This is a genomic window from Pedobacter sp. AK017, from assembly GCF_014200825.1.
GTDB lineage: Bacteria > Bacteroidota > Bacteroidia > Sphingobacteriales > Sphingobacteriaceae > Pedobacter > Pedobacter heparinus.
In genome coordinates, this window is the sequence record NZ_JACHCW010000007.1 from 1 (window position 1) to 25214 (window position 25214).

A 25214-nucleotide genomic window follows, 5' to 3' on the forward strand; every position below is an offset into this window, starting at 1 on the left:
AAGTGGCTTGGTGCGCGGCCTTCTGTTCATGGTGCTTCGGGCAGGCAGGATACAAAGCGCCAAAAACGGCCTGGAGCCCCGCGCTCTTTCCCCCCGGAAGAATAGTAAAAGCAGCATTGCCTGGGATGGTAATGGGGCTGTATTTTCCATCGCTGCGAAGGATAGCACATTGCGGAATTGTAATTGGCGTAAAGGGAGAATGGTGTGAAACCGTTGAGGGTAATACCAATGTTGCGGGTTCAAGGGAGGGCGATGCTGTGATGAGAAAGTTGAGGCACAAAAGGACAATTGCAAAGTATGCGGATTGGTTGTAGTATTTAACCCGTCATATCGAACCGCAGGGAGATATCTCTTGTTTAGGCATAGTTCAAGAGATCTCTCCTGCCGTCGAGATGACGATAGAACAAAATAACATCATGGGAATCATTAGACAAGGAATATTCGGTGGTTTTGAAGGCAGAACCGGGCCATTGGTTGGCCGTAAAGTGAAAGGTAAAAGTGTGATATCGGGCTTGCCGCATAAGGCTACAAAACCACGAACAGCAGCGCAAATAGACCAGCAGCTAAAGTTTGAATTGGTTTTTGGCTTTTTGAAATGGTTAAAACGCTTAATAGCTATAGGGTTCAGAGACCCTGATGGTAAAAAGAACAGCTTTAATGCAGCAGTGAAATACAACTTTAAACACATTATTACGGGGACTTCGCCAGATTACGGCATTGATTACAGCAAGCTGGTTTTTAGTAAAGGTAGTTTGGCCGGGCCAAATAGCCCTTCAGTTAGTTTAGGAACTAATGCTATAGTGATTAACTGGCAGCCAGATGTGCAGCATCAATTTAGCCAACACACAGACAGGGCCAGCTTTTTGGTGTATTGCCCTGGCAAAAATGCTTTTGTAATAAAGGTAAGTGCTACCGAAAGATTAATGCTGGGCTACAGTATGGGCATACCACAGGACTTGACAGGTTATGACATGCATGTGTTTATGAGTTTTACGAGTGCTGATGAGAAAGTGGTTAGTGACAGTGTTTATTTGGGAACAATTTAAAAATTAATAAAATGGGAACTTTAAAAAATGGAATAGCAGGTAATTACAGTGGTAAAATAGGAAACCTTGTATTTTATGAAATTAATGGTAAACAGGTGGTGCGTACTGTTGGCAAGATAACCAAACCACCCACAGAAAAACAATTGAGCTGCAGGCAGCAAATAACCGTAATAAACAGCTTTTTAAAGCCAGTTATCGAATTTGTGAATGTCGGGTTTAAATTAAAAGCGAAAGGCACAAACAAAGGGGCTTACAATATGGCCGTTTCTCATAACAAAAAGCAAGCATTGCAGGGCATTTACCCCAGTATTGAAATGGATTATCCATCGGTATTGCTTACTCAGGGTAGCCTTACAGGCGCCATAAGCCCAGAGGTTGAACAGCTACCGGAAGGGCTGAAATTTACCTGGCTCTGCCCTACCGAATTTGCCTGGCCCTTCGGAAATGACCAGGTGATGCTGATGGCTTATTTCCCAAAGCTAAAAAAGGCTGTATTTAATTTATATGGTGCAAAAAGATCGGGCTGTGAAGATGTGCTGAACCTGCAGCCCGATTTACTTAGTGAATATATGGAGGTTTATATTTCTTTTATAGCGGAAAACAGAACCCGGATAGCTAATAGTACTTATCTGGGGAATTTTAACAAGTAATTAAAAAAGGGATACAATTTACCATTGCATCCCGTTTGAAAATTCTTTGTTGCGTCAAAGTGCCAACGGATTATGTAAGTTTTTTACTGTTAAATTATTTTGGTTAGATGTTATCATATCCAGGTTTACGGTATCCACAATAGATGTTGTATTACCTTACGCCTTTTAACTCGAACGGCTTTTCAATTTTGCCAAGTTTTTCCATCTTCATCAAAAAATCATTATTAAATTGATAAGAAAAACCTGGCCGACCCTGGCTGTCGGTTTAGAATAAATTATATGATTCAAATTTGTAAAATAAAAAGAATACGAAAGGATTACCTTTTATATTGTTTTCGCCTTACGAGGGCCCATTTTCAAAACACTTCCGTCTTTTCCGACCCCAATTTTTAGTTCATATTTATTGTCCATTTCATCCTGAAACGTTAAATCAATAGAAAATAAAAGCGGATCTTCAATTTTACGATCCCATAAGTACCCTAAATTTATCTTGCTATTTAAGACATAAGTTGACGGGGGTTGATTTACTATGTTACTACAATCAGTAATACCGGCTGATACCTGAGATATCTTGTATGTAAGATAACGCAAGGCCCGATTTATAGGAGTCAGAGTTATATTAATTTTGTCCGTCATGAACGATGCCTCTATTTTTACGTCAGGTCGAATTTCAGATTCAAAACGTCTTTGTTCAATTTCGGTGGCTAGTTGCTGAGCTTTCTGAACTGCAAGTTGTGATTCAAGCGTTTTTTGTTGTATGCTTAACGAAGAAGACTGAGCTTTAAATGTCTTTATTAGGTAAATAAGTGTAAAGCTTGTGACAACTACCATGGTACAATCAAAAAAAGTTCCCCAGACTTTGCTATCGAACGGGCCAAAATTATTTATATCCATGAGGGCTAATTTACATAAATGATCAGAGTTTGATACATCAGCGAGACTTATCCCAATAAATTCTATAAAAAGATGACTAGCACTTATATTTCGAATTCAGCAACTTATGTATATTATTGTAAAACCAAATCTAAACTGCTCTCTTCCTAAAGAATTAAAAATGAAAGAAACTTACAATCTATATTGCGATGAAAGCTGTCATATTGAAAATGATCACAAAAAGTATTTATTCTTAGGTTCAATAAAATGTCCCTATAATCAAACCAAACTTCATACTGAAGCGGTAAGGGAATTAAAAAGGAAACATAATTTTTATGCAGAGATTAAGTGGACATCCGTTTCGAAGTCAAAAATACATTTTTACTCTGACCTCGTTGATTACTTTTTTAAGACTCAATTAAAATTTAGGACAATTGCAATATTAAAATCAAAAATAGACTATCAGGCGCACGGTAAGAGTTATGATGATTTTTATTACACCATGTATTACTATCTTCTTAATCATAACATTGATACTTCCTATAATTACAATGTATACCTAGACATTAAAGACAGCTTAAGTGCTAGAAAGGTTAGAAAGCTAATGGAAATACTCAATACTAAATATGGTGTTTTTCGAAATGTTCAGAATATTAGATCTCATGAAAGTATATTAATGCAGTTAACGGACTTCTTTATGGGAGCCGTTTCTTATTTGCACAACGACAAACTTCACGCTAATGAGGCAAAGATGCAGATAATCGAGAAGATTCGACAACGAATCTCTGATGATCTAATGCAAACTAATTATTTAAATAATTTCAACCTATTCATCATTGATTTCATTAAAAATGCCTCTTAACTTGATAAAAATATATAACGCATTACTTGATATACATGCGCTTAATGCATATCAACGATCTGCTTCATTAATGGGTATATTTAACAGAGACATAGCAAATCATCCGAATTTTTGTTTCAGGAATAGGCCAATCACCCCTACACCCAAAGATGGAGTTATAGAAATGCAAACATTATTTACTCACCTTACAACCGTAATGGTTTGCAAAACCACAAGAGCAAGAGAATATGATCCAGACAGATCATGCCGTTTACATTGGCTGAAGTATCATATCGAAGAAAGAAAGCCAGATAATATGTTAATATTCTCTGTAGAAGAGCCAGATGGATTTCGTACTTACATTTATGATGTTGAAGAAAAATATGTGGTAGTCCTGGAACCCCTTAGAGAAATCGATGCGTATTACTTACTTAGTGCTTACCACGTCACTGGAAAAGACGCCAAAAGAGATAAATTTGGATCAAAATATCGAAAAAGAAGACTACCTGATATTTTATAAAGCAAAAAGCGCACAACTTCTAGGTTATGCGCTTTTCGATTTCCTTTCTTCGAATGAAGAATGAACTGATACAAAAGTAGTCTTACATTCTGTAAAAAAAAAATATTTTCTAAATATTTACATAATATGGGGGATCGACCAAAATCATACCTGTGTTACTTGCCGTAAAAAAAGCTAGTCCATAGACAATTAATCCTTTGACTTCAGCACTATATAATGATAATGCTTTTTTGTTATTGACAAGCAAATGCTGTAAATTTGCAGTTCATTTAAATAAGAAAATATGTCATCAGTAGAGACAACTTACGTTCCTTACAAGGTTAAGGACATTTCACTGGCAGAATGGGGCCGCAAAGAGATCGGACTGGCAGAGGCAGAAATGCCCGGATTAATGTCATTGCGTGAAGAATTCGGACCATCAAAACCTTTAAAAGGTGCCCGCATTGCAGGATGCTTACACATGACCATCCAGACTGCGGTTTTAATTGAAACATTGGTAGAACTTGGAGCAGAAGTGACCTGGTCATCATGTAACATCTTCTCTACCCAGGATCACGCTGCTGCTGCTATTGCCGCTGCAGGTATCCAGGTTTATGCATGGAAAGGCTTGGACGAAGAAAGCTTTGACTGGTGTATTGAGCAAACTTTACACTTTGGTCCTGAGCGCAAACCTTTAAACATGATCCTTGATGATGGTGGTGATTTGACCAATATGGTGTTCGACAGGTTCCCTGAACTGATTGCCGACATTAAAGGTTTATCTGAAGAAACCACTACAGGTGTACACCGTTTATATGAGCGCATGAAAAATGGCACTTTACATTTACCTGCCATCAATGTAAACGATTCTGTTACCAAATCTAAATTTGACAATAAATACGGCTGCCGCGAGTCGCTGGTTGATGCGATCCGTCGTGCAACTGACGTAATGATGGCTGGCAAAGTGGCTGTTGTTGCAGGTTATGGCGATGTAGGTAAAGGTTCTGCAGAATCTTTAAGCTCTCAGGGTGTACGTGTGATTGTTTCAGAAATTGATCCGATCTGTGCATTACAGGCAGCAATGGAAGGTTATGAAGTAAAGAAATTTGCTACAGCAGTTAAAGAGGCTGACATCATTGTGACCACTACCGGTAACTGTGATATTGTACGTGCTGAACACTTCAAAGCCATGAAAGACAAAGCTATCGTTTGTAACATTGGTCACTTTGACAATGAGATTGACGTGGCCTGGTTAAACAAAAACTACGGTGATACTAAAGTAGAGATCAAACCTCAGGTTGATAAATATACCATTGATGGCAAAGACATCATTTTATTGGCTGAAGGCCGTTTGGTAAACTTAGGTTGCGCAACTGGTCACCCAAGCTTTGTCATGTCTAACTCTTTTACCAACCAGACTTTAGCCCAGTTGGAACTTTGGACCAACACAGATAAATATGAGAACAAAGTATATGTACTTCCTAAATATTTAGATGAGAAGGTTGCCCGTTTACATCTGGCTAAAATTGGTGTGGAACTGGATGTTTTAGATCAGCACCAGGCTGATTACATTGGTGTTCCTGTTGAAGGTCCGTTTAAACCGGAAGCTTACAGATACTAATCTGATCTACGATCGGGGATTGTCTCGTCGCTACTTCGTAGTGAGATTTGTGATTCCCGGGATACAATAGAAGGGGAGCAGTCCATTTGGACTACTCCCCTTTTTTATGCGGTATGCGGTATAATTTTACTGACCGAATTCTTCTTCCACGCTTTGTCTCAGGTCATACATCATCCACTGCTTTCCTTGAACCTGTAATTGTTTATCCTTCAATAGCAGGATAAAATCTTTAACACCAAGTTCTTCATTGCCATTACCATGGATGAGGACAATACTACCGGCTTTGGCAGATTGCCCTTTTGCCAGCCAGGCATCGCTCCCTACCGGAATAAGACCATAAGTAAGCAATTTGGCCACCGCCTGTGAATCTGAGACCAGTCCGGGAAAACGAAAGAAAACAGAGGGCATTAAACCTTGCTGGATCATGGCTATTTCTGTACCCAGTATCTCAAAATCAAGATCTGTACCCGGCTCCAGCAGGAAATTGGTTTTAAGTGGGGCTTTGGCACTCACCCGGTGATTGTAAGAATGATTTACCCATGTAATCAAAATATCTCCGGAGGACACCAGCTCCTTTAACCATTTCAAATCGCTGCTATGGGTAAGCATCCATCGCCCGCTAATTGAGATCGCGATCGGGACTGGCTTTTCTGTTCGCTGAAACTCTGTGATCAATGAGGTAAAAATGACCCTGTCGAGTGGTTTATGCGATGGGCAAAGGTCTATCGTTAATATTATCCCCTTTTCTTTAGGAAATCCATGAATAATTCCTGCATCCTGTAAACTGCCGGATAATCGGGCAGCATCTTTTATGGTTTTAACATAAGGGCTATCTTTAAAATAAGAAAGGACATCCTGCCAGCTCAGCACTTTTGGGCTAAGGTTACCAACAGGAATAACTTGGGTGCTAAGTACCGCCGGATCAACAATCAGAAAAGATTCAGCATCGTCCTTTTTAAATTTACGCAATACCAGTTGATCTTTGTTTTCATATTTAATTACGGCAAAGTAGCGTTTATAGCCGGCAACTGTAATTTGCGCCCCCGCAGTTGAGGTGATACCCCACCATAAACAGATGATGCAGGTCCATTTTAAAACACGATTAAAAAACCTTTTCATAATGATAGTTGATTAAGACACCTTAATGGGGGAAACAGTACTTGCATTCCCATCCCTAATGGCCTGGTAATGCGGCGACATGATTTCTACACCTGCAGCATCAAAAGCGATATGAATTTGCTTATGGAGCTCCGAATAGATACGGGGCATTTTCTGTGGATTATTGATATAAACATTCAGTTCATAGGATACATACCAGTCTTCAAGGCTGGTTTGTAATACAAACGGCGCTTTTTCCTTGATTACCCCTTCAGAAGCCAAAGCCGCAGCAATTAACAGTTCATGAATTTGTGCCCAGGGAAGATCGTAGCCAAGGGTAACAGATGTGTGGATAATCAACTCATTCTGACTGGCCATACTACTGTAATTTACTGTGTTCCCATTTAATATAGCACTATTGGGAATGGTAATGACCTCATTTTTAAAAGTTAAGATACGCGTGACCAACAGTGATTTTTCCAGTACAGTACCCGTTGTATCACCAATCTTCACAATATCACCTAACTTAAAAGGCCGCATATAGGTAATGACCATACCGGCCACACCATTGCTGATGGCAGACGAAGAACCAAAAGAGATGAGCAATCCTAAAAATACAGAAACACCTTTAAATATACCCGAATCTGAGCCCGGGATAAATGGCCATATCACCACCAGCATAAACGCATTTAATACAAGCCTGACAATGTTAAAGGTTGGCTTTGCCCAATCGGCATAAAAGCCATTGATCTTAAGTTTCTCCGCTTCAATCTCATTTGCCAGAAATTTAATTGCTTTTTTAATGTAGTGAAATACAAACACAATAACTGCTATTGTAATCAGGTCGGGGATAAAGGCAATAATTCCGCTGAATATATTTTTCAGGGGGTTAAGCACAAAACCAATCAGACTATCACTCCAGGGTTTTGTCCAAGGAAAAAGGCGGAATACGATAGGCAGCGTCAGGTAAACAAGAATAAATATCACAAGTATCTTAACCAGGTTAAGTACCTTTCGGATCAGCAGCAGCTCGTCCTTACCGCTAATCAGCTCATAATTTTTAATTTTAAGGCCTGCAATCCTTTGATGCAGCTTTACCCGGAGCCAGGCATTGAAACGGTTTGAATATTTATTCAGGAAAAATATACATATGCCCAGAATAGAGATGATCAGGATACCTAATGCCCCACGCTTTAACAATTCTGTCAGATCTGTATCCTTCTTATACTTATGGATATTATTGAGTATAATTTCCTGGTAAGCCTTAACCATTACCTGTCTATCCATTTTTACGGAATCTGCATCAGCTTTCGATAAACTCAGGAGCACATTACCTTTATAGCTAATCGACACAAGGGTTGAATCATCTTCTGTGACTAAAGAATCAGCTACAAAAAGCAGGTCTTCTGCCAGGGCTTCCACTTTTGCAGAGGTTCTCTCGGCCCTCTCCTGGGCGGATAAAGAGCCAAGCTTATTTTTTATATGGAATAAGGTATCTGCATGTGCAATGACAGGATAACCTTTAAAAGCATTGGTATCCTGCCGGGCATAGGTTAGGCTACAAATACTCAGAAGGGCTATAAAAACAAATAGAGATCGTATCGACATAGGTTATTTATTTTATATTTGTGCATGGCACATCTATCTGTAAATATCAATAAAATAGCTACGCTTCGCAATAGCCGCGGCGGCAATAATCCGGATCTGGTAAAAGTAGCATTAGACTGTGAACGCTTTGGTGCTGAGGGCATAACAGTGCATCCCCGTCCGGATGAAAGACATATCCGTTACCAGGACGTTTTTGATTTAAAGGCTGTAATTGCTACAGAATTTAATATTGAGGGCAATTGCAGGGAGCAGAAGTTTATAGAGCTGGTACTGGCCAATAAGCCTGCACAGGTTACTTTAGTACCTGACGCAGAAGGACAGCTTACCTCCAATCATGGCTGGGATACCATCAAACATGCCGCTTACCTGAAAGAGATGGTCGGGCTGTTTAAAGCGGAAGGCATCAGGGTATCTATTTTTGTTGACCCTGTGGTTGAAATGGTTGAAGCAGCGGTTTTAACCGGTACAGACCGGATTGAGCTGTACACAGAAGCTTATGCACATAACTATTACGACAACAGGGAAAAAGCCGTTTTACCTTACGTTGCTGCAGCACACAAGGCCCATGAACTTGGTCTGGGTATTAATGCCGGACATGATCTTGACCTGCACAACCTGAAATACTTTGCAGAAAGTATTCCTGGTTTGCTGGAAGTAAGCATAGGCCATGCCCTGATTAGTGATGCACTTTACTTAGGCCTTGAAAACACTATACAAATGTATTTAAAGCAGTTAAAACACAACTAAACCTATGAAGAGAATCGCCTCCTTATGCCTGCTGTTTATTGTTTTTATGACAGCCTGCAGCAACAATGCAGTATTAGATCAAAGTGCAGCAACAGCTATTGTTACAGCTTACCTGAAACTGAATCCGGTTTATGAAACCGGCCGACTGGAGCTGGGCGAGATAAAATTTAAAAGTAAAAATGACAAAGCAGAGCTGGCCAGATACAAAGAACTGCAGGACAAGGGCTTTGTAGAGATGGAACTACAGGATCAAAAAAAGAAATTCCTGTCAAAAGACAGCTCTTATGTATACCTGATCAGTTTAACCGATAAGTCGAAACCTTTTGTGCTGAAACAGGAACAGAACAGGGCAACAATTAAGGTAATTGAATATGCACCCGATGAAGACAGAGCGGTTAGCCTGGATAAAAGCAGCAACAAAACAGCAAAGGTAACGGTAATGCTCAAAAAGGTAAAAAATGCTTTTACTGTTTTTTACAAGGATAAAAATACGGGCAGCAATTTCATTACCAAAACCTATAAACTGAAGTATAAAAAAGAATCGGGCTGGGCGGTTACCGGAGAATAAACAGTACTTTATTAAAAGTTTATGCAGCCTTTTTAACTGAAGCTAAGGGTATTTTTTATTACCTTTGCGCAACTTTTTTATTCATAGAATCATGAGCTTAGATATTCATTACAAAGAGGACTTTAAAAACCGTCACATTGCACCCAACACACAGGATACCAATGCAATGTTACACACGATTGGGCTAGGCTCTGTTGAGGAACTGATTGAACAAACTGTTCCTCAAAAAATCAGGTTAAAACAACCTTTGGATTTGCCAAAAGCTAAATCTGAAACAGATTATCTTGCAGCTTTAAAACAAACAGCTTCTTTAAATAAAGTTTTCAAATCTTATATAGGCCAGGGCTATTATGACACCATTACTCCGGGGGTAATATTGCGGAATGTAATGGAAAATCCGGGCTGGTATACCCAATATACACCCTATCAGGCCGAGATTGCCCAGGGCCGTTTACAGGCCTTGTTAAATTTCCAGACTATGGTGATTGACCTTACCGGAATGGAGATTGCAAATGCATCTTTGCTTGATGAAGGTACTGCTGCTGCAGAAGCCATGTTTATGCAGTACAGCTTGAAAAAAAACCAGCAGGCAACAAAGTTCTTTGTATCTGAACTGTTGTTCCCGCAAACCATAGATATTTTAAAAACAAGGGCCAATCCTTATGGTATTGAACTGGTAATTGGTGACCACCAGTCTTTTGAGCTTAATGAAGATTTTTTTGGCGCCATTATCCAGTATCCTGCCGGTAACGGTGAGGTATTTGATTATACCGGTTTTGCACAAAAAGCACATGATAAAAATGTTAAAGTAACAGTTGTGGCCGACCTGCTGAGCCTTACCCTATTGACACCTCCGGGAGAATGGGGCGCTGATGTAGTGGTAGGCACTACCCAACGCTTTGGCGTACCAATGGGCTTTGGTGGCCCTCATGCAGCTTATTTTGCAACAAAAGATGAATATAAACGCGCTATACCAGGCCGTATCATTGGTGTAACCATAGACAGCAATAACAATTATGCTTTACGTATGGCTTTACAAACCAGGGAACAACACATCCGCAGGGACAAAGCTACTTCCAACATTTGTACCGCCCAGGCACTTTTAGCTATTATGGCTGGCTTTTATGCGGTTTATCACGGACCAAAAGGCTTAAAACTAATTGCCGAACGTACCCATGGCCTTGCAGTTACCTTAGCTAAATCTTTAGAAAAAATAGGCTATAAACAACTGAACAAAGCTTATTTTGATACTATACAGTTGGATTTAGGTAATCTGGCAGACTCTATCCACAGGGAATGCATCGATAATGAGATCAACCTGCACTATAAAGGTGGTATAGTTACCATTGCTTTGGATGAGACCACTTCTTTTGAGGACATTAAACTGCTGACCAGGATCTTTTCAAAAGTAAAGGCCATTGCCGCTGATACGGTTGAACTGGCTGATGACAAAAACCTGGTTACCGTTATTCCTGCAGCACTGCAGCGTAAATCCACGTATTTAACACATCCGATCTTTAACGCACACCACTCTGAACATGAGATGCTGCGTTATATCAAATCGCTGGAAACCAAAGATCTTTCTCTTTGTCATTCTATGATTGCCTTAGGTTCATGTACCATGAAATTAAATGCAACAACGGAAATGATCCCGGTAACCTGGCCGGAATTCGGCAAGATCCATCCATTTGCACCCGCCGATCAGGTTTTAGGTTATTATACCATATTTAATGAACTGGACAAATGGTTAAGTGAAATTACAGGGTTTGCAGCCATGAGTTTACAGCCAAATGCAGGCGCTCAGGGCGAATATGCGGGCTTAATGGTGATCAGGGCTTACCATAATGACCGCGGCGATGCGCACCGTAACATTGCCCTAATCCCTTCGTCTGCACACGGTACCAATCCGGCTTCTGCTGCAATGGCAGGAATGAAGATTATAATTGTTAAATCACTGGAAAACGGGAATATTGATGTAGATGATCTAAAAGCAAAAGCTGAAGAACATGCGGCCAATCTATCCTGCCTGATGGTGACCTACCCTTCTACACATGGTGTATTTGAGGAAAGCATTGTTGACATCTGTAACATTATCCATGCAAATGGCGGTCAGGTTTATATGGATGGGGCCAATATGAATGCTCAGGTCGGACTAACAAGCCCTGGCAATATCGGTGCTGACGTTTGTCATTTAAACTTACATAAAACCTTCTGCATCCCCCATGGCGGTGGTGGGCCCGGTATGGGCCCGATTGGTGTAGCCAAACATCTTGTTCCTTACCTTCCTGGTCATGCTGTGGTAGACATCAATAATGAAAAATCTATTCATGCCGTGTCTTCTGCTCCCTGGGGCTCTGCCTCGATCCTTGTTATTTCTCACGCCTATATTGCCATGATGGGTACTGATGGACTGACAAATGCCACCAGATATGCCATTTTAAACGCCAATTACATGAAAGCACGTTTGGAACAGCATTATCCTGTTTTATACTCAGGTGCAAACGGACGCTGTGCACACGAGATGATTTTGGACTGTAGAGGCTTTAAGAGTTACGGAATTGAAGTAGTTGACATTGCCAAACGTTTGATGGACTATGGCTTCCATGCACCCACAGTTTCTTTCCCGGTTGCAGGCACTCTGATGATTGAGCCAACAGAAAGTGAGCCTAAACATGAGCTTGACCGTTTCTGTGATGCATTGATCGCTATCAGAAAAGAAGTTGCCGCAGTTGAACACGGTGAACTGGACAAAACAGATAATCCATTAAAAAATGCACCCCATACTGCCGCCATAGTAACGGGCGACGAATGGGACCATGCTTACAGCAGGCAAACAGCTGCATTTCCTTTGCCTTATGTTGCTGCATATAAGTTCTGGCCATCCGTAGGCAGGGTGAATGATTCTTATGGCGACAGGTCGCTGGTTTGTGCATGTCCGCCTATTGAAAGTTACATGGAAGAGCCGGTAGCATAAATACATCAAAAAACATATATTGCATCAAAAACATAAAAAGATGAAATTAAAACTCAGCGCATTGGCATTACTGCTTATAGTAATCACTTCCTCGGCTTTTATAGCGCCCTTAGTAAAACCTGTCATCTATAAAGTTGACCTGGAAAAATCGACACTAACCTGGGCTGCCAAAAAGGTAACCGGTGGCCATAATGGAACTGTCAACCTGCAGTCGGGCAGTTTACAGTTTGAAGGGAAAAAGCTTAACGGTGGAAATTTTGTAATCAATATGGCTACTATAAAGGATGCCGATAAAAGCGCAAAACTTGAAGGTCACTTAAAAGCTGATGATTTTTTTGGTGTCGATAAGTTCGCTACTTCTACTTTTGTGATCAAAAAAGTCACTTCCGGAACTGGAAACCAGGTAAATGTAACAGGAGATCTTACCATAAAAGGAATTACAAACCCTGTTACCTTCCCTGCAGCAGTAGTGTGGAATGCAGATGGCTCTGTAACCGCAACGGCAGATAAGATTGTTGTTGACAGAACTAAATTCGGTATTAAATTCAGGTCTAAAGGTATGTTTCCAGATATAGGCGACAAAATGATTTATGATGACTTTGAACTTTCTATCAAACTGTTTGCAAAAAAATAAAACTTATATTAAAACATTAAAAAGCCATTCTCTGTAATGGCTTTTTTTATTAATAAAATAAATGTTTATCCTTTAAAATATTTACAGACATATTTCATAACTTTATATCAGCAGCAAATATGCTGGCATAAGCCAGGTAACCCTTATGATGGACAATAGAATTAACCTTCTCGTTATTGATGATGATGACATCAACATCTTCATTATCAAAAAGATTGTTGAAAAAACGGGATACAACGTTAATATGGTATCCAAGGCAAATGGTTTATTGGCCATTGATCATTTAAAGGCCACAATGGGTCAGGAAACCTTCCCTCATCTGATCCTTATTGACATTAATATGCCGGTTTTAAATGGCTGGGAGTTTCTGGAAACCTATGAAGAGCTGAACATCACGCAAAGGGTAGACATGTATATGCTGTCTTCTTCGGTTTATGAAAACGACATAGAAAAGGCAAAAACTTATGCAAAAGTGAAGGGTTTTATCTCCAAACCTCTATCTATAGAGAGATTAATAGAGCTTTTTAAATTGCTGGAGCAATAAAAAACTAAGTGATCTTAAACTGTCCTTCAGCTGTTAAACTTACATGGCCAGATGCCTTTGTTTTGGCATGATAGAACAGGCAGTTCCAGTTTTCGGCCGCAGCCTTCTTACCAAACTCTTCTCTTAATTCCATTGCCTTTCTGCCATCAAAATCATATTTGGCGATAAACTTTCTTAAAAGTTCTTCGGGCTCAGGTAAAACGTCACCACCAAAAAACACTTTATCGACCCCGTCATCCAATAAAAAAACCTGGTGAAATGGGGTATGGGCACCTGTCAGTTCATAATTGATCTCGGGTGTCAACTGCCCCGAGCCTTCAATAAAAATGAGTTGTGCATTGCGTTGCAGGAATTCAAATATTTCCGTTTTATAAGAAGAAGATGGATTTGTAAATGCACTTTCCCATTCTCCCCTTTGTATCACATAACTGGCATTGGGAAAGCTAAGTCCCATTTTTTCTGCCCGATGATGGACCATACCACCTGAATGATCAAAATGCAGGTGCGACATGAGCACCATATTTATAGCTTCCGGATCAAAACCTGCCTTTCTTATATTTTCATGCAGGATGAGCTGTCCTTCCTCATTGCTATACCCCAATCCGGTATCAAATAAAATCAGTGAATCTTTTAACTGCACAAGAAAAGGCTGAATATGGATAAATAAAGAAGCTGGTCTGCTTTTTGGATCATCTGTTTCCGGGTTAAAAGGAATAAACTTTTTATCGGCAGCTACAGAATAAGACCCTTCGTATAAAGTGAAAACTTGCAATGGCGTAGTTATTTAATAAATGATATATTTACGAATCATTGCAAAGATATGGAACCTGCATGAAGTAATAGAATTATAATTAGATGAAGAAAAGATGGGTGCAGGCTTTACAGGGCAATAAAGAGACAACAGCGCTGCTTGCACAACAATTAAACATAGACAGCAGTTTGGCCCAGATACTGGTACAAAGGGGTATTTCCTCTTTCGAAGAGGCAAGGCAATATTTCAGACCGGACATGGGCAGGTTACACGATCCTTTTTTAATGAAGGACATGGACAAAGCTATTGAACGTATTGATAAGGCCATTAACAGTCGCGAAAAGATATTGGTTTATGGCGATTATGATGTAGACGGGACCACATCTGTAGCCCTTGCCTTTAGTTTCTTTAGCCAGTTTACAGATCAGATAGGCTATTATATTCCGGACAGACATAAAGAAGGTTATGGCATTTCTACAGCAGGGATTGATTATGCAAATGCAAATGGCATCAGCTTAATTATTGCGCTTGACTGTGGGATAAAATCAACAGATAAAATAGCTTATGCCAATAGTCTGAATATCGATTTTATCATCTGTGACCATCATTTACCTGGTGAGGTATTACCGGCTGCAGTGGCCATACTTGATCCAAAACGGAAGGATTGCCCCTACCCTTTTAAAGAGCTGGCTGGTTGTGGTATTGGATTTAAACTGGCACAGGCTTACTGCCTGCAGCATCGCCTACCTCAGGAGCAGTATGAGCGTTACCTGGACCTGGTGATGGTAAGTATTGCGGCCGACATTGTCCCGATAGAAGATGAAAACCGGATACTGGCTTATCACGGCCTGATTAAGCTGAACAGCAATCCCTGTATAGGGCTCAAGGCATTGATGGACATATCAGGAAAAAACAAAGATTACACCCTTACCGACGTGGTATTTACACTTGCCCCACGTATTAATGCTGCCGGAAGGATGGATCATGCCAACCAGGCAGTAAAAATGTTGCTCTGTACGGAGGATAATCTGGCACAGGAACAGAGTTTACTGATCAACCTTCAAAATACAGAACGCAAAACTTCGGACCAGAACATGACTGCCGAAGCCCTGGCATTGATAGCTGAATGTGAAATCCTCATCAATAAAAAAACAACCGTTGTTTACCATGAAAGCTGGAATAAGGGGGTAATTGGTATTGTGGCCTCGAGGCTGACAGAAAAATATTATCGTCCTACAGTCGTACTTACCAAATCGAATGGTCTGTTAACCGGATCTGCACGTTCTGTAGCAGGATTTGACCTCTATGAGGCACTACTGGGCTGCGAAGATCTGCTGGTACAATTTGGCGGACATAAATTTGCAGCCGGATTAACCATAAAAGCTGAAGATATCGGTTTTTTCACAGAACGTTTCGAAAACATAGTTGCTGCAACCATTACGGAAGACCTGCTTTGTCCCGAAATCAGTATAGACAACGAGATCCGGTTAAGGCAGATAGATGGAAAATTTCAGCGCATTATTGCTCAAATGGCCCCTTTTGGCCCACACAATATGGCCCCTGTATTTGTGAGCCATGAAGTATTTCTAGCCAGCAAACCTTATGTTGTAGGCACAAAACATTTAAAATTAGCTATAAAACAACAAAATTCATCTATTTTTGAATGCATAGCTTTTGGAATGGCTGAAGAATATGAACAACTGTTACAACCAAACCAGCCTTTTTCTGTTTGTTATACAATTGAAGAAAATATATGGAAAGCGCAAAAGCGTTTACAGTTAAATATTAAAGAGATCAAACTGAATTGAGTAAATCTATAATGATAAGAAATCGCAAATCGTAATTATAAATGATATTAAGAGCTGAACATCTCATCAAAAAATATAAGCAGCGAACAGTTGTTAACGATGTGTCATTTAGTGTAAGTCAGGGTGAAATTGTGGGTTTGCTGGGACCTAATGGTGCAGGTAAGACAACATCTTTTTATATGATTGTCGGCCTGATCAAACCCAATGAGGGTACCATTTTTTTGGATGAACAGGATATCACCAAAGACCCTATGTACCGCAGGGCCCAGAAAGGCATAGGATACCTTGCTCAGGAAGCATCGGTATTTAGGAAGCTTTCGGTTGAGGACAACATCATGGCCATTTTAGAAATGACAAAAATGAACAGGGAGGAGCGCCATGAAAAACTGGAAGAACTGATTACAGAATTTAGCTTGCATAAAGTACGTAAAAACAGGGGTGATTTGCTGTCTGGTGGAGAACGGCGAAGGACGGAAATTGCGAGGGCCCTGGCTGCAAGCCCGAATTTCATTTTATTGGATGAACCTTTTGCAGGAGTAGACCCCATTGCTGTTGAAGAAATCCAGACCATTGTAGCTAAGCTTAAACAAAAAAATATTGGAATATTGATTACAGACCATAATGTTCAGGAAACCTTGTCTATTACCGACAGGGCATATCTGCTTTTTGAAGGTAAAATACTGGAATCGGGCACGCCAGAGGTACTTGCGGCCAATGAGATGGTGAGAAGAGTTTATCTTGGTTCGAATTTCGTATTGCGCAAAAAACAATTATAGTCCTTATTCAAAAACCCACAGATGGCAATTGTAAATTCAATTTTTACCTGGTATATGAAAAAGCGCGTTCACCAGATCGAGCTTTTTATGAAATACCCGCACGATGTGCAGGAAGAATGGTTTCACAAACTGATATCCAGCGCAGAATATACAGAATGGGGAATGAAGTATGATTATCAGTCCATCCTTTCTCCACAGCAGTTTAAAGAAAGGGTACCCATTCAAAACTATGATACTTTAAAGCCTTACATAGAGCGCATGCTTAAAGGTGAACAAAATATCCTTTGGTCTTCAGAGATCAAATGGTTCGCCAAGTCATCCGGAACAACAAGCGACAGGAGTAAATTTATCCCTGTATCTGAAGAATCTTTACAGGAATGTCACTTTAAAGGGGGTAAAGACATGCTGTCTATCTTTTGTAACAACAGACCCGATAACCAGATCCTGACCGGGAAGGGCCTGGTACTTGGGGGAAGCCATCAGATCAACCAGCTGAATGAAGACTCCTTCTACGGAGATCTTTCGGCAGTACTGATCAAAAACCTGCCGGTATGGGCCGAATATTACCGTACCCCAAATATTTCTATCGCCCTGATGGATAATTACGAGGAGAAGATGGAAAAAATGGCTGAAGCAACGATTAAGGAGAATGTAACCAATATTGCTGGTGTGCCTACCTGGACCATTGTACTGGCAAAAAAAGTTTTAGAAATAACAGGAAAAAGGCATTTGCTTGAAGTATGGCCCAACCTGGAGCTGTACATTCATGGCGCAGTTAATTTTAAGCCTTACAGAGAACAGTTCCAGGAACTTATACCTTCAGATGAAATGTATTATTTGGAGACATACAATGCATCAGAAGGTTTTTTTGGCATACAGGACGAGGTAAACTCGGATGAAATGCTGTTGATGCTGGATTACGGAATTTATTATGAATTTCTTCCTCTTGAGCATATAGAGACTGAGCATCCACGGACCTTATCGCTGGAAGAAGTTGAACTGAATAAGAATTATGCCATTATCATTTCTACCAATGGAGGTTTATGGCGTTATATGATTGGGGATACCGTCCAGTTTACCAGTCTTTTTCCTTACCGGATAAAAATTACCGGCCGTACCAAACATTTTATCAATGCTTTTGGCGAAGAAGTTATTATTGACAATGCCGAACAGGCCATTTGCAAAGCCTGCACTGAAACAGGGGCTGTTTTTAAAGATTATACGGCCTGTCCTATCTACTTTAAAGGCGAAGAAGTTGGCGGCCATGAATGGATCATTGAATTTGACCAGCAGCCCAATGATTTTGAAAGATTTATAGATGTTTTAGATCAGACACTGAGAGAAGTAAATTCTGATTATGATGCCAAACGTTTTAAAGACCTTGCGTTGCGTAGACCTAAAGTGCACAATGCACCTTCCAATACATTCTATAACTGGTTAAAATCTAAAGGGAAGCTGGGTGGGCAGCACAAAGTACCACGACTGGCCAATGACCGGAAATATGTTGATGAAATTTTATCTATACTTTAAATTATTGTTTTTGCAGAAAGATTATTAAAATTCATTTTTTTTTATTAAATTTCATCTGCGTTTCTATTTCGTTCAAAGGAAGAGAAGAGATGGATAGAATTCGTGTTTTTAAATATGAATCGCTTATGAAAACCGTACAGCAGTTACTCAGCACCAAATCAGCCCAAATTTTCTCTGTAACAGAAAACTCATCAGTTTTAGATGCCTTAAAAGTAATGATGGAAAAAAACATTAGTGCCTTGATGGTTCTTGACGGTAAGCGCCTAGTAGGAATTTTTACAGAGCGGGATTATGCAAGAAAAATTATCCTGCACGGAAAGTCTTCGGCTGAAACTGCTATAAAAGAAGTCATGACTGCCCAGCCCATCACGGTACTTCCATCCGATGGCATAGACTTTTGTATGGGTATTATGACAGATAAACACATCAGACACTTACCTGTAATGCAGGAGCAGCAGCTTTTGGGTATGGTATCCATAGGTGATGTGGTAAAGTTTATTATTGAAGACCAGAAGCAAACCATTTCCCAGCTGGAGAGCTATATCAGCAGTTAATATGACCAGCTCATACCTCGTATGCTAAAAAAGCCTGTTCATTTACCTTGAACAGGCTTTTTTAGCATAAAGCATATCTTTTACCAGATTTTAACTCTTTTTTCAGGAGCTAGATATAAAGAATCTGTAGGTTTTACATTAAATGCAGTATAAAACTCCGGGATATTCCTTACCACCCCATTTACCCTGAATGTGGCCGGAGCATGTGGGTCTGTCCCCACTTGTGTTCTTAAAGCCTCATTTGTAGATTTATTTAACCAGGCTTGGCCCCAGCCAATAAACACCCTTTGTTCACCTGTAAAACCATCCATAACAGGTGCAGGCTTACCATTTAAACTTGCTTTATAAGCCCTCAATGCAATGCTTAAGCCACCAAGGTCACCAATATTTTCGCCAAGCGTAAAATTCCCATTTACATTCAGGTCAGGAAGCACTTTAAACGCACTATATTGTGCTACCAGTGCATTGGTTCTCTTTTTAAACTCTTCATTGTCTTTCTTTGTCCACCAGTTCCGCATCACACCATCCCCATCAAATGTACTGCCCTGATCGTCAAAACCATGACCAATCTCGTGCCCGATCACAGCACCTATACCGCCATAATTTACCGCATCATCTGCTTTCATATCAAAGAAAGGAGGCTGTAAGATTGCTGCAGGAAACACAATTTCGTTCATAGGCGGATTGTAGTAAGCATTTACTGTTTGTGGGTTCATCCCCCATTCAGAACGGTCTACAGGTTTACCAAGTTTGTTTATGGTCCGGTTATACTCAAATTCTGTTGCACGTACATTGTTACCATAAAGATCACCTTTAACCACCTTTAATGCACTATAATCTCTCCATTTATCCGGATAACCAATTTTAGGAGTGAACTTGTTAATTTTTATCAAAGCCTGTTTTTTGGTCTCAGGGCTCATCCAGTCCAATTCTTTAATACTGGCTTCATACGCTTTTAAAAGATTGGCCACCAACTTTACCATCCGCTCTTTAGCCTCTGCAGGAAAATGTTTTTCCACATACAACTTACCTACCATTTCACCCAGGTTTGCATTTACCACATCAACAGCCCGGCGCCATTGCGGCTTCTGTTCTTTGATACCCCTTAATGTTGTACCATAAAAGTTAAAATTTTCCTGATCCAGGGCAGAATTCAACATACTTGCACTCTCTGTAATTACTCCCCATTTCAAATAGTTTTTCCAGGTATCTATAGGTGTATTTTTAAGGATAGCATTCAGGTCCTTGGTATAGGCTACCTGTGTAACCACCAAACTGTCTACTCCCCTGATCCCCCCCTCAAGCAGCAAATTATTCCAGTCAAAATCAACCAGCAGTTTATTCAGATCCTTAACAGCATACTTATTATACAATGCCGCCATATTTCTGGTATCTTCTTTTTTCATCTGTTTGGAAGCCATCAGGGTCTCCAAAGCCATAACCTGTTTTGCGATAGCTTTTGCATCCTGTATTCCGGCAATGTTCAGCATATTTTCTATATGCTGAATGTATTTATTGCGTATCTCTTTCGACTTCGCATCAGTAAGCAAATAGTAATCACGATCTGGCAAACCCAAACCACCTTGCCAGCTGAACAGCATATATTTTTTCGGATCTTTAAAATCTTCCATTACCCCAAGGCTAAAAGGAATTTTAAAACCCAATTTATTGGCATAGGCAAAATAACCGGCAAGGTCTTTATTTGTGGTAAGCGCATCGATCTTTTTAAATTCGGCAGCAAGCGGTTCAAGCCCGATAGCATCACGAACTTTCATGTTCATATAAGACTCGTAAAAATCACCTATCTTTTGTTCTTCAGACCCATCCTTAGATTTAACCTTTGCTGCGGTCTCAATGATCGCCTTCACATCATCCTGGGCTTTATCATTAACAATGGCCATTGCCCCAAAAGAAGCTTTGTCTGAGGGGATTTTGGTGTTCTTCACCCATGTGCCGTTTACGTATTCAGTAAAATTATTGCCCGGAGCTACAGTGGTATCCATGTTTTTAAGGACAATACCTGAATAAAGGTCGGTAGTTTTAGCCCCTGGACTGTTACATGCGGACATAAAAAGGATGGTTCCGGCAACCACAGCAATACCTGCAGGCTTATTCAATTTTATCATAGATTAATGAGTTAGTATATTCAAACTTAGTAAAAAGATATTTAACCACCTGCTATTTAAAGCCCGATGAATAACATTTTTACATTAAAGCTTAACGGAGAGGTAAATGTCCACAACAGCATCTTCAGGATTTTGTGCTTTTTCTCCGTACACCTCAAAGTCTGAAGTGTATGCCCTGGGAATATCACTATTCCAGATATCAACCCAGGCATCGAATACCACACCTTTTAATAAGTTACCTTTTACACTGCGTTGCTGATAGCTCCCCCCTTCAATCAGGAGACCGGATAATCCTTCCGGAATATGGTCCAGATTTTCTACCCGGTAGCCGATCAATGTAGTATAAGGCTGGGTATGATCGCCATCATAAGCTGTGTAGATGCTGTAGACATCATTACTTATTACTCCCGGAATTTGTGCAGCAATATTGGCCGACCAAAACCTGTCCCAAAGTTCAGGAATATCTTTTGCAGCACTTCCGTCGGCATTGCTTGTTCTAACTGTGATTCCTATTACAGGAAATGAATGGATGATTTGATTTTTCATTTTTATAATTTTGATCACGCAAAATTAAACAGGCGTATGACAACCCTATGTCAGTGCCGAAAATTTATTTTACAATTCCCGTAAAACAACTAGGGTTTTCCCACAGCAGTAATGGTATCTGTACCAACTGTATCAGTTTTTACCGTATCAGTTTTTGCAACCGCTGTTGAAGCGCTCGCTTCATCCTTAGCTGGGGCTCTCAACTGCATTTTAGTATTGTCGCAGGCACTGAGGGTCAACACCATAGCAACCATAAAGAGGAAACGTTTCATAAAGATTTTTAAAAATTCTAATTCAAAATTAGAGAATAAATTGTTCTAAATGTTACAAACCTAATTTGAATTGTATCCTTATTTTATTTAATTACATCAGGATTACTTTGGTAAAAACCCGGTTCCAGTTATTATTCTTTTCTTAACAGTGTCTTAACATGGATGCTTTAATTTTATAGTAATCACTAAGCAGATGGTTATGATCAGTACAAAAACCTTATACAATGCGGTCCTGAAAACAGAACAGATTGATGACACCCATAAATTTCAGTCATTACCACAGCCATCGGGCAGCTATCCTTACAGATTAAATCTGGATGTTCCTGCGGATAGCAAAAAGCTTATTTTTCAGATGGTTGGTGATACAGGCGGACTGAATACTGCAGGTGCCAGACAACAGGTTGTAAAACAAATGGCAGCCCAATATACAAATGCAGCCACAAAGCACGATGAACCATCTTTTTTGTACCACCTGGGAGATATTGTATACCATTATGGGGAAGCGGAACAATATGAAGGACAATTTCTCGGGCCCTTTGAATATTATCCCGGACCCATTTATGCCATTGCCGGAAACCATGACAGCGATATCAATCCGGAAAGTGAAACACACTACGATAGTCTGGAAGCTTTTTATACTACATTTTGTAATACCTGTCCTAAAACCATTTATTTTGGTCAACACATCCAAAGAAAAAGCCAGGTACAGCCAAATGTATATTGGACCATGCAAACACCTCTAGCTACCATCATTGGCCTGTACACCAATGTTCCAAAATATGGCTGCATAAAAAAAGACCAAAAAAACTGGTTTATCAAAGAACTGCAGCATGCAGCAAAATACAGTACAGATAAAGCAATCATATTGTGTTTGCACCATGCACCTTACTCGGCCGATCTCAATCACGGTTCCAGCTTAGTAATGATTGATTTTTTAGAAACAGCTTTTGCTACAGCTGGTGTAAAGCCAGATGTTGTTTTTAGTGGCCACGTACACAACTACCAGCGTTTCAGTAAGCAATACAGTGATGGAAAAACCGTACCTTTTATTGTTGCGGGAGCTGGGGGCTTTGAAGACCTCCATTCACTCGCAAATCCCAACGATCCGGCTTATGATACCAAAAGTTCAGCCCTTGATCAGGTACAGCTGGAGAATTACTGCGACAATAAGCAGGGGTTCTTAAAAATCGAGATCGAAAAAAACCCATTCAATTTTAGCATCAAAGGGTCATATTATACGATCCCGGATCTGGATAAGGATAGTCCCGAAGAACTACAACAGGCCAGTTTATTTGACAGTTTCAGGATCGACCTTACCGGCAGATAAGATATATTACGATATTGCCCCGGATTTTTTAGTGTTGAAAAATTTATTTAACATTGGGCGCAATAGATTTTAATGCATACAGATCAACCGGATACAAATGATGACCATGCGCTGCTGATCAAACTCAGGAACGGCGATCAGTTGGCCTTTGCAGAGATTTACAACCTGTACAGAAGCAAAATGTATACCTATGCCTGTAACCTATGCAAATCAACCGAGACTGCTGAAGAGATTGTTCAGGAAGTATTTGTCAGGATCTGGCAAAAAAAAGACCAGATCAATACGGAGTTGAATTTCGCTGCCTATATTAAAAAGATCACACTAAACCATGTGCTTAATCATCTCAAAAAAATTTCCCGCGACAAGCAGCTTCAGGAAGAAGTATTTCATTACATAGCTACCATCCGCAATACAACAGAAGACCATCTACTCGAAAAAGAACTGCTGAAAACTTATGACGAGGCCATTGCTCTTTTACCACCTCAAAAGAAACTGATCTACCAAATGAGCCGCAATGAGGAAATGACGCATGAGCAGATTGCAGAAAAGCTGAACATTTCGAAGAACACGGTAAAAAACCACATGGTTGAGGCTACAAAATTCATCCGAAGTTATGTAAGCAAGCACAGGGGGATCATCTGTTTTATTATTGCTTCTTCAAATTATTTTCGGCCCAACTAGTCCCTCCTCTCTTTTAAATTGTATTGTAATTAACAGAACGCAATAGCGCGCCTGGCTTTAATTATTCAACTTGAAAGAGAAAGAGCAATTTAAACACTTATACCAGCTTTATTTAAACAACCTCTGCAATGCGGAGGAACTTAAACAGTTTTTTGAGCTGCTGAACAGGAACAGGGACGATCAGGAAATTAGCGCCATGCTTTCGGATACCTGGGACCGTACAGATTTAACTCCGGAAACAGGCCTTGTTCCTACATTTATAGATCAGCCATTAAAAACAGTAAAACTAACCCCTATCAGGCGATCAGTATTTGGCCTGCGAAGATTTATGACAGCAGCAGCTGTATTGTTGGTTTTAACAGGGATATATTTTTACAGAGCTGATATAGCAAAGGTATTCAACCCTGTGGCCAAAGCCCAGCTGTTCAGTTCTGCTGGCGAACGCAAACAAATCCGGCTGGCCGATGGTACCAAAGTATGGCTGAGCCGGAACAGTAAACTGAGTTATCCGGATAAATTTGAAGGGCCTGACCGCCAGGTAAGTCTCGAAGGAGAGGCCTTTTTCGAAGTAACCCATGATAGCAGCCATCCTTTTATCATTAAGAGTGGGGCAGTAAGTACAACCGTACTGGGCACCAGCTTTAACGTTAGTGCATACAAACAACAACACACTATAAATGTTACCCTGGTTACTGGTAAGGTGACCGTGGCCCTTAATGGCCAGAACAATACCAAGCGTGATACCATTGTAGCCAATCAACAGTTGATTGTTGATAAAATTACATCCAGTATCACAAAGCTAAACTATCCGGATGCGGCTGCTTTCCTGAACAGGAGGTTAGGCCTGTATGAATACAGGGGAGCAGCACTTCAGGAAGTTCAGCAAGACCTCGAAAACCAATACAACATCAAAATTGAACTTGGTCCCGGCTTAGCTGCCGCCACTTTTTATGGTAACCTGAACATGACAGATGCACTTCATGAAACTTTAAATAAACTATGTACGGTAATGGAAACTAAATGGAAGAAAGATGGAGGACATTATGAGCTGATAAAATAAATGCCCGGCAATGGATTACACAACCAGGCAAATATCCCGTCAATTTGAATGCCCAAGCCTTGAGAACTAAAGGGCAAAAC

General features: G+C 40.2%; 24 protein-coding genes and 1 pseudogene. 18 read left to right on the top strand and 7 right to left on the bottom strand.

All coding sequences use genetic code 11. The annotated features are described in order from the left end of the window. From HDC92_RS11265 to HDC92_RS11275, 3 genes and pseudogenes are all read left to right on the top strand, one after another. A pseudogene (locus tag HDC92_RS11265) lies at window positions 1–314 on the top strand (peptidoglycan-binding protein); the annotation flags it as partial. Window positions 315–416: 102 nt separating this feature from the next. Next, window positions 417–1046 (top strand): DUF6266 family protein, encoded by a 630-nt coding sequence (locus tag HDC92_RS11270; protein ID WP_183874555.1) that lies wholly within the window; start codon window positions 417–419, stop codon window positions 1044–1046. Window positions 1047–1057: 11 nt separating this feature from the next. Next, window positions 1058–1696, top strand: a complete 639-nt coding sequence (locus tag HDC92_RS11275) for a DUF6266 family protein (protein WP_183874557.1) — start codon at window positions 1058–1060, stop codon at window positions 1694–1696. Between the two features lie 324 nt (window positions 1697–2020). Here the strand turns inward: HDC92_RS11275 and HDC92_RS11280 are convergent, their stop codons facing one another. Beyond that, complete coding sequence (locus HDC92_RS11280; protein ID WP_183874559.1) at window positions 2021–2590, bottom strand: hypothetical protein; 570 nt, start codon at window positions 2588–2590, stop codon at window positions 2021–2023. Between the two features lie 160 nt (window positions 2591–2750). Here HDC92_RS11280 and HDC92_RS11285 point away from each other — a divergent pair, with 160 nt between their 5' ends. The 3 genes from HDC92_RS11285 to ahcY all read left to right on the top strand — a co-directional run bounded on the left by HDC92_RS11285 (window position 2751) and on the right by ahcY (window position 5530). Continuing rightward, entirely contained in the window at window positions 2751–3431 is a 681-nt protein-coding gene (locus tag HDC92_RS11285) for a DUF3800 domain-containing protein (RefSeq protein WP_183874560.1), read from the top strand. Further along, the gene (locus tag HDC92_RS11290; RefSeq protein WP_221270956.1) at window positions 3406–3930 is read left to right on the top strand and encodes a hypothetical protein; all 525 of its coding nucleotides are present in this window, start codon (window positions 3406–3408) and stop codon (window positions 3928–3930) included. The genes HDC92_RS11285 and HDC92_RS11290 overlap by 26 nt, the downstream gene beginning before the upstream one ends. 283 nt (window positions 3931–4213) lie before the next feature. After that, on the top strand, window positions 4214–5530 hold the full coding sequence (gene ahcY / locus HDC92_RS11295; RefSeq protein WP_015809474.1) for an adenosylhomocysteinase: 1317 nt from the start codon (window positions 4214–4216) through the stop codon (window positions 5528–5530). A gap of 126 nt (window positions 5531–5656) precedes the next feature. Here ahcY and HDC92_RS11300 read toward each other — a convergent pair whose 3' ends face one another. Then, window positions 5657–6649, bottom strand: a complete 993-nt coding sequence (locus HDC92_RS11300; RefSeq protein ID WP_183874562.1) for a polysaccharide deacetylase family protein — start codon at window positions 6647–6649, stop codon at window positions 5657–5659. Window positions 6650–6661: 12 nt separating this feature from the next. Further along, on the bottom strand, window positions 6662–8236 hold the full coding sequence (locus HDC92_RS11305) for a mechanosensitive ion channel family protein (RefSeq protein WP_183874564.1): 1575 nt from the start codon (window positions 8234–8236) through the stop codon (window positions 6662–6664). A gap of 24 nt (window positions 8237–8260) precedes the next feature. Here HDC92_RS11305 and HDC92_RS11310 point away from each other — a divergent pair, with 24 nt between their 5' ends. The 5 genes from HDC92_RS11310 to HDC92_RS11330 all read left to right on the top strand — a co-directional run bounded on the left by HDC92_RS11310 (window position 8261) and on the right by HDC92_RS11330 (window position 13703). Beyond that, window positions 8261–8983: a pyridoxine 5'-phosphate synthase gene (locus HDC92_RS11310; RefSeq protein ID WP_015809477.1), complete on the top strand. Its 723-nt coding sequence runs from the start codon at window positions 8261–8263 to the stop codon at window positions 8981–8983. A gap of 4 nt (window positions 8984–8987) precedes the next feature. After that, entirely contained in the window at window positions 8988–9551 is a 564-nt protein-coding gene (locus HDC92_RS11315; protein WP_183874566.1) for a hypothetical protein, read from the top strand. 91 nt (window positions 9552–9642) lie between these two features. Continuing rightward, a complete protein-coding gene (gcvP, locus tag HDC92_RS11320) occupies window positions 9643–12525 on the top strand; it encodes an aminomethyl-transferring glycine dehydrogenase (RefSeq protein WP_183874568.1) in 2883 nt (960 codons plus the stop codon). Between the two features lie 40 nt (window positions 12526–12565). Then, window positions 12566–13159 (top strand): YceI family protein, encoded by a 594-nt coding sequence (locus tag HDC92_RS11325; protein WP_183874570.1) that lies wholly within the window; start codon window positions 12566–12568, stop codon window positions 13157–13159. 145 nt (window positions 13160–13304) lie between these two features. Continuing rightward, a complete protein-coding gene (locus HDC92_RS11330) occupies window positions 13305–13703 on the top strand; it encodes a response regulator (protein ID WP_015809481.1) in 399 nt (132 codons plus the stop codon). 4 nt (window positions 13704–13707) lie between these two features. Here the strand turns inward: HDC92_RS11330 and HDC92_RS11335 are convergent, their stop codons facing one another. Continuing rightward, window positions 13708–14475, bottom strand: a complete 768-nt coding sequence (locus HDC92_RS11335) for an MBL fold metallo-hydrolase (RefSeq protein ID WP_183874572.1) — start codon at window positions 14473–14475, stop codon at window positions 13708–13710. An 83-nt stretch (window positions 14476–14558) separates the two neighbouring features. Between HDC92_RS11335 and recJ the strand changes: the two genes are divergently transcribed. From recJ to HDC92_RS11355, 4 genes are all read left to right on the top strand, one after another. After that, window positions 14559–16262, top strand: coding sequence for a single-stranded-DNA-specific exonuclease RecJ (recJ, locus tag HDC92_RS11340; protein ID WP_183874574.1), 1704 nt, complete (start codon window positions 14559–14561; stop codon window positions 16260–16262). A gap of 41 nt (window positions 16263–16303) precedes the next feature. Beyond that, window positions 16304–17038 carry an LPS export ABC transporter ATP-binding protein gene (gene lptB, locus HDC92_RS11345; RefSeq protein ID WP_015809484.1) on the top strand — a complete coding sequence of 245 codons (735 nt, stop codon included), beginning with the start codon at window positions 16304–16306 and terminating at the stop codon, window positions 17036–17038. 21 nt (window positions 17039–17059) lie between these two features. Then, a complete protein-coding gene (locus tag HDC92_RS11350) occupies window positions 17060–18568 on the top strand; it encodes a GH3 auxin-responsive promoter family protein (protein ID WP_015809485.1) in 1509 nt (502 codons plus the stop codon). 125 nt (window positions 18569–18693) lie between these two features. Beyond that, window positions 18694–19122, top strand: a complete 429-nt coding sequence (locus tag HDC92_RS11355) for a CBS domain-containing protein (RefSeq protein WP_015809486.1) — start codon at window positions 18694–18696, stop codon at window positions 19120–19122. An 80-nt stretch (window positions 19123–19202) separates the two neighbouring features. On the opposite strand, the gene HDC92_RS11360 is transcribed toward HDC92_RS11355, so the two are convergent. From HDC92_RS11360 to HDC92_RS11370, 3 genes are all read right to left on the bottom strand, one after another. Beyond that, window positions 19203–21248, bottom strand: coding sequence for a M13 family metallopeptidase (locus HDC92_RS11360; RefSeq protein ID WP_183874576.1), 2046 nt, complete (start codon window positions 21246–21248; stop codon window positions 19203–19205). Between the two features lie 84 nt (window positions 21249–21332). Continuing rightward, entirely contained in the window at window positions 21333–21794 is a 462-nt protein-coding gene (locus HDC92_RS11365) for a GyrI-like domain-containing protein (RefSeq protein ID WP_183874578.1), read from the bottom strand. Between the two features lie 89 nt (window positions 21795–21883). Next, window positions 21884–22066, bottom strand: coding sequence for a hypothetical protein (locus tag HDC92_RS11370; RefSeq protein WP_015809489.1), 183 nt, complete (start codon window positions 22064–22066; stop codon window positions 21884–21886). A 199-nt stretch (window positions 22067–22265) separates the two neighbouring features. On the opposite strand from HDC92_RS11370, the gene HDC92_RS11375 reads away from it, so the two are divergent. From HDC92_RS11375 to HDC92_RS11385, 3 genes are all read left to right on the top strand, one after another. Next, on the top strand, window positions 22266–23393 hold the full coding sequence (locus tag HDC92_RS11375) for a metallophosphoesterase family protein (RefSeq protein WP_255484512.1): 1128 nt from the start codon (window positions 22266–22268) through the stop codon (window positions 23391–23393). A 72-nt stretch (window positions 23394–23465) separates the two neighbouring features. After that, entirely contained in the window at window positions 23466–24074 is a 609-nt protein-coding gene (locus HDC92_RS11380; RefSeq protein WP_015809491.1) for an RNA polymerase sigma factor, read from the top strand. A 70-nt stretch (window positions 24075–24144) separates the two neighbouring features. Continuing rightward, the gene (locus tag HDC92_RS11385) at window positions 24145–25134 is read left to right on the top strand and encodes a FecR family protein (protein WP_183874582.1); all 990 of its coding nucleotides are present in this window, start codon (window positions 24145–24147) and stop codon (window positions 25132–25134) included. The last annotated feature ends 80 nt before the right edge of the window (window positions 25135–25214 follow it).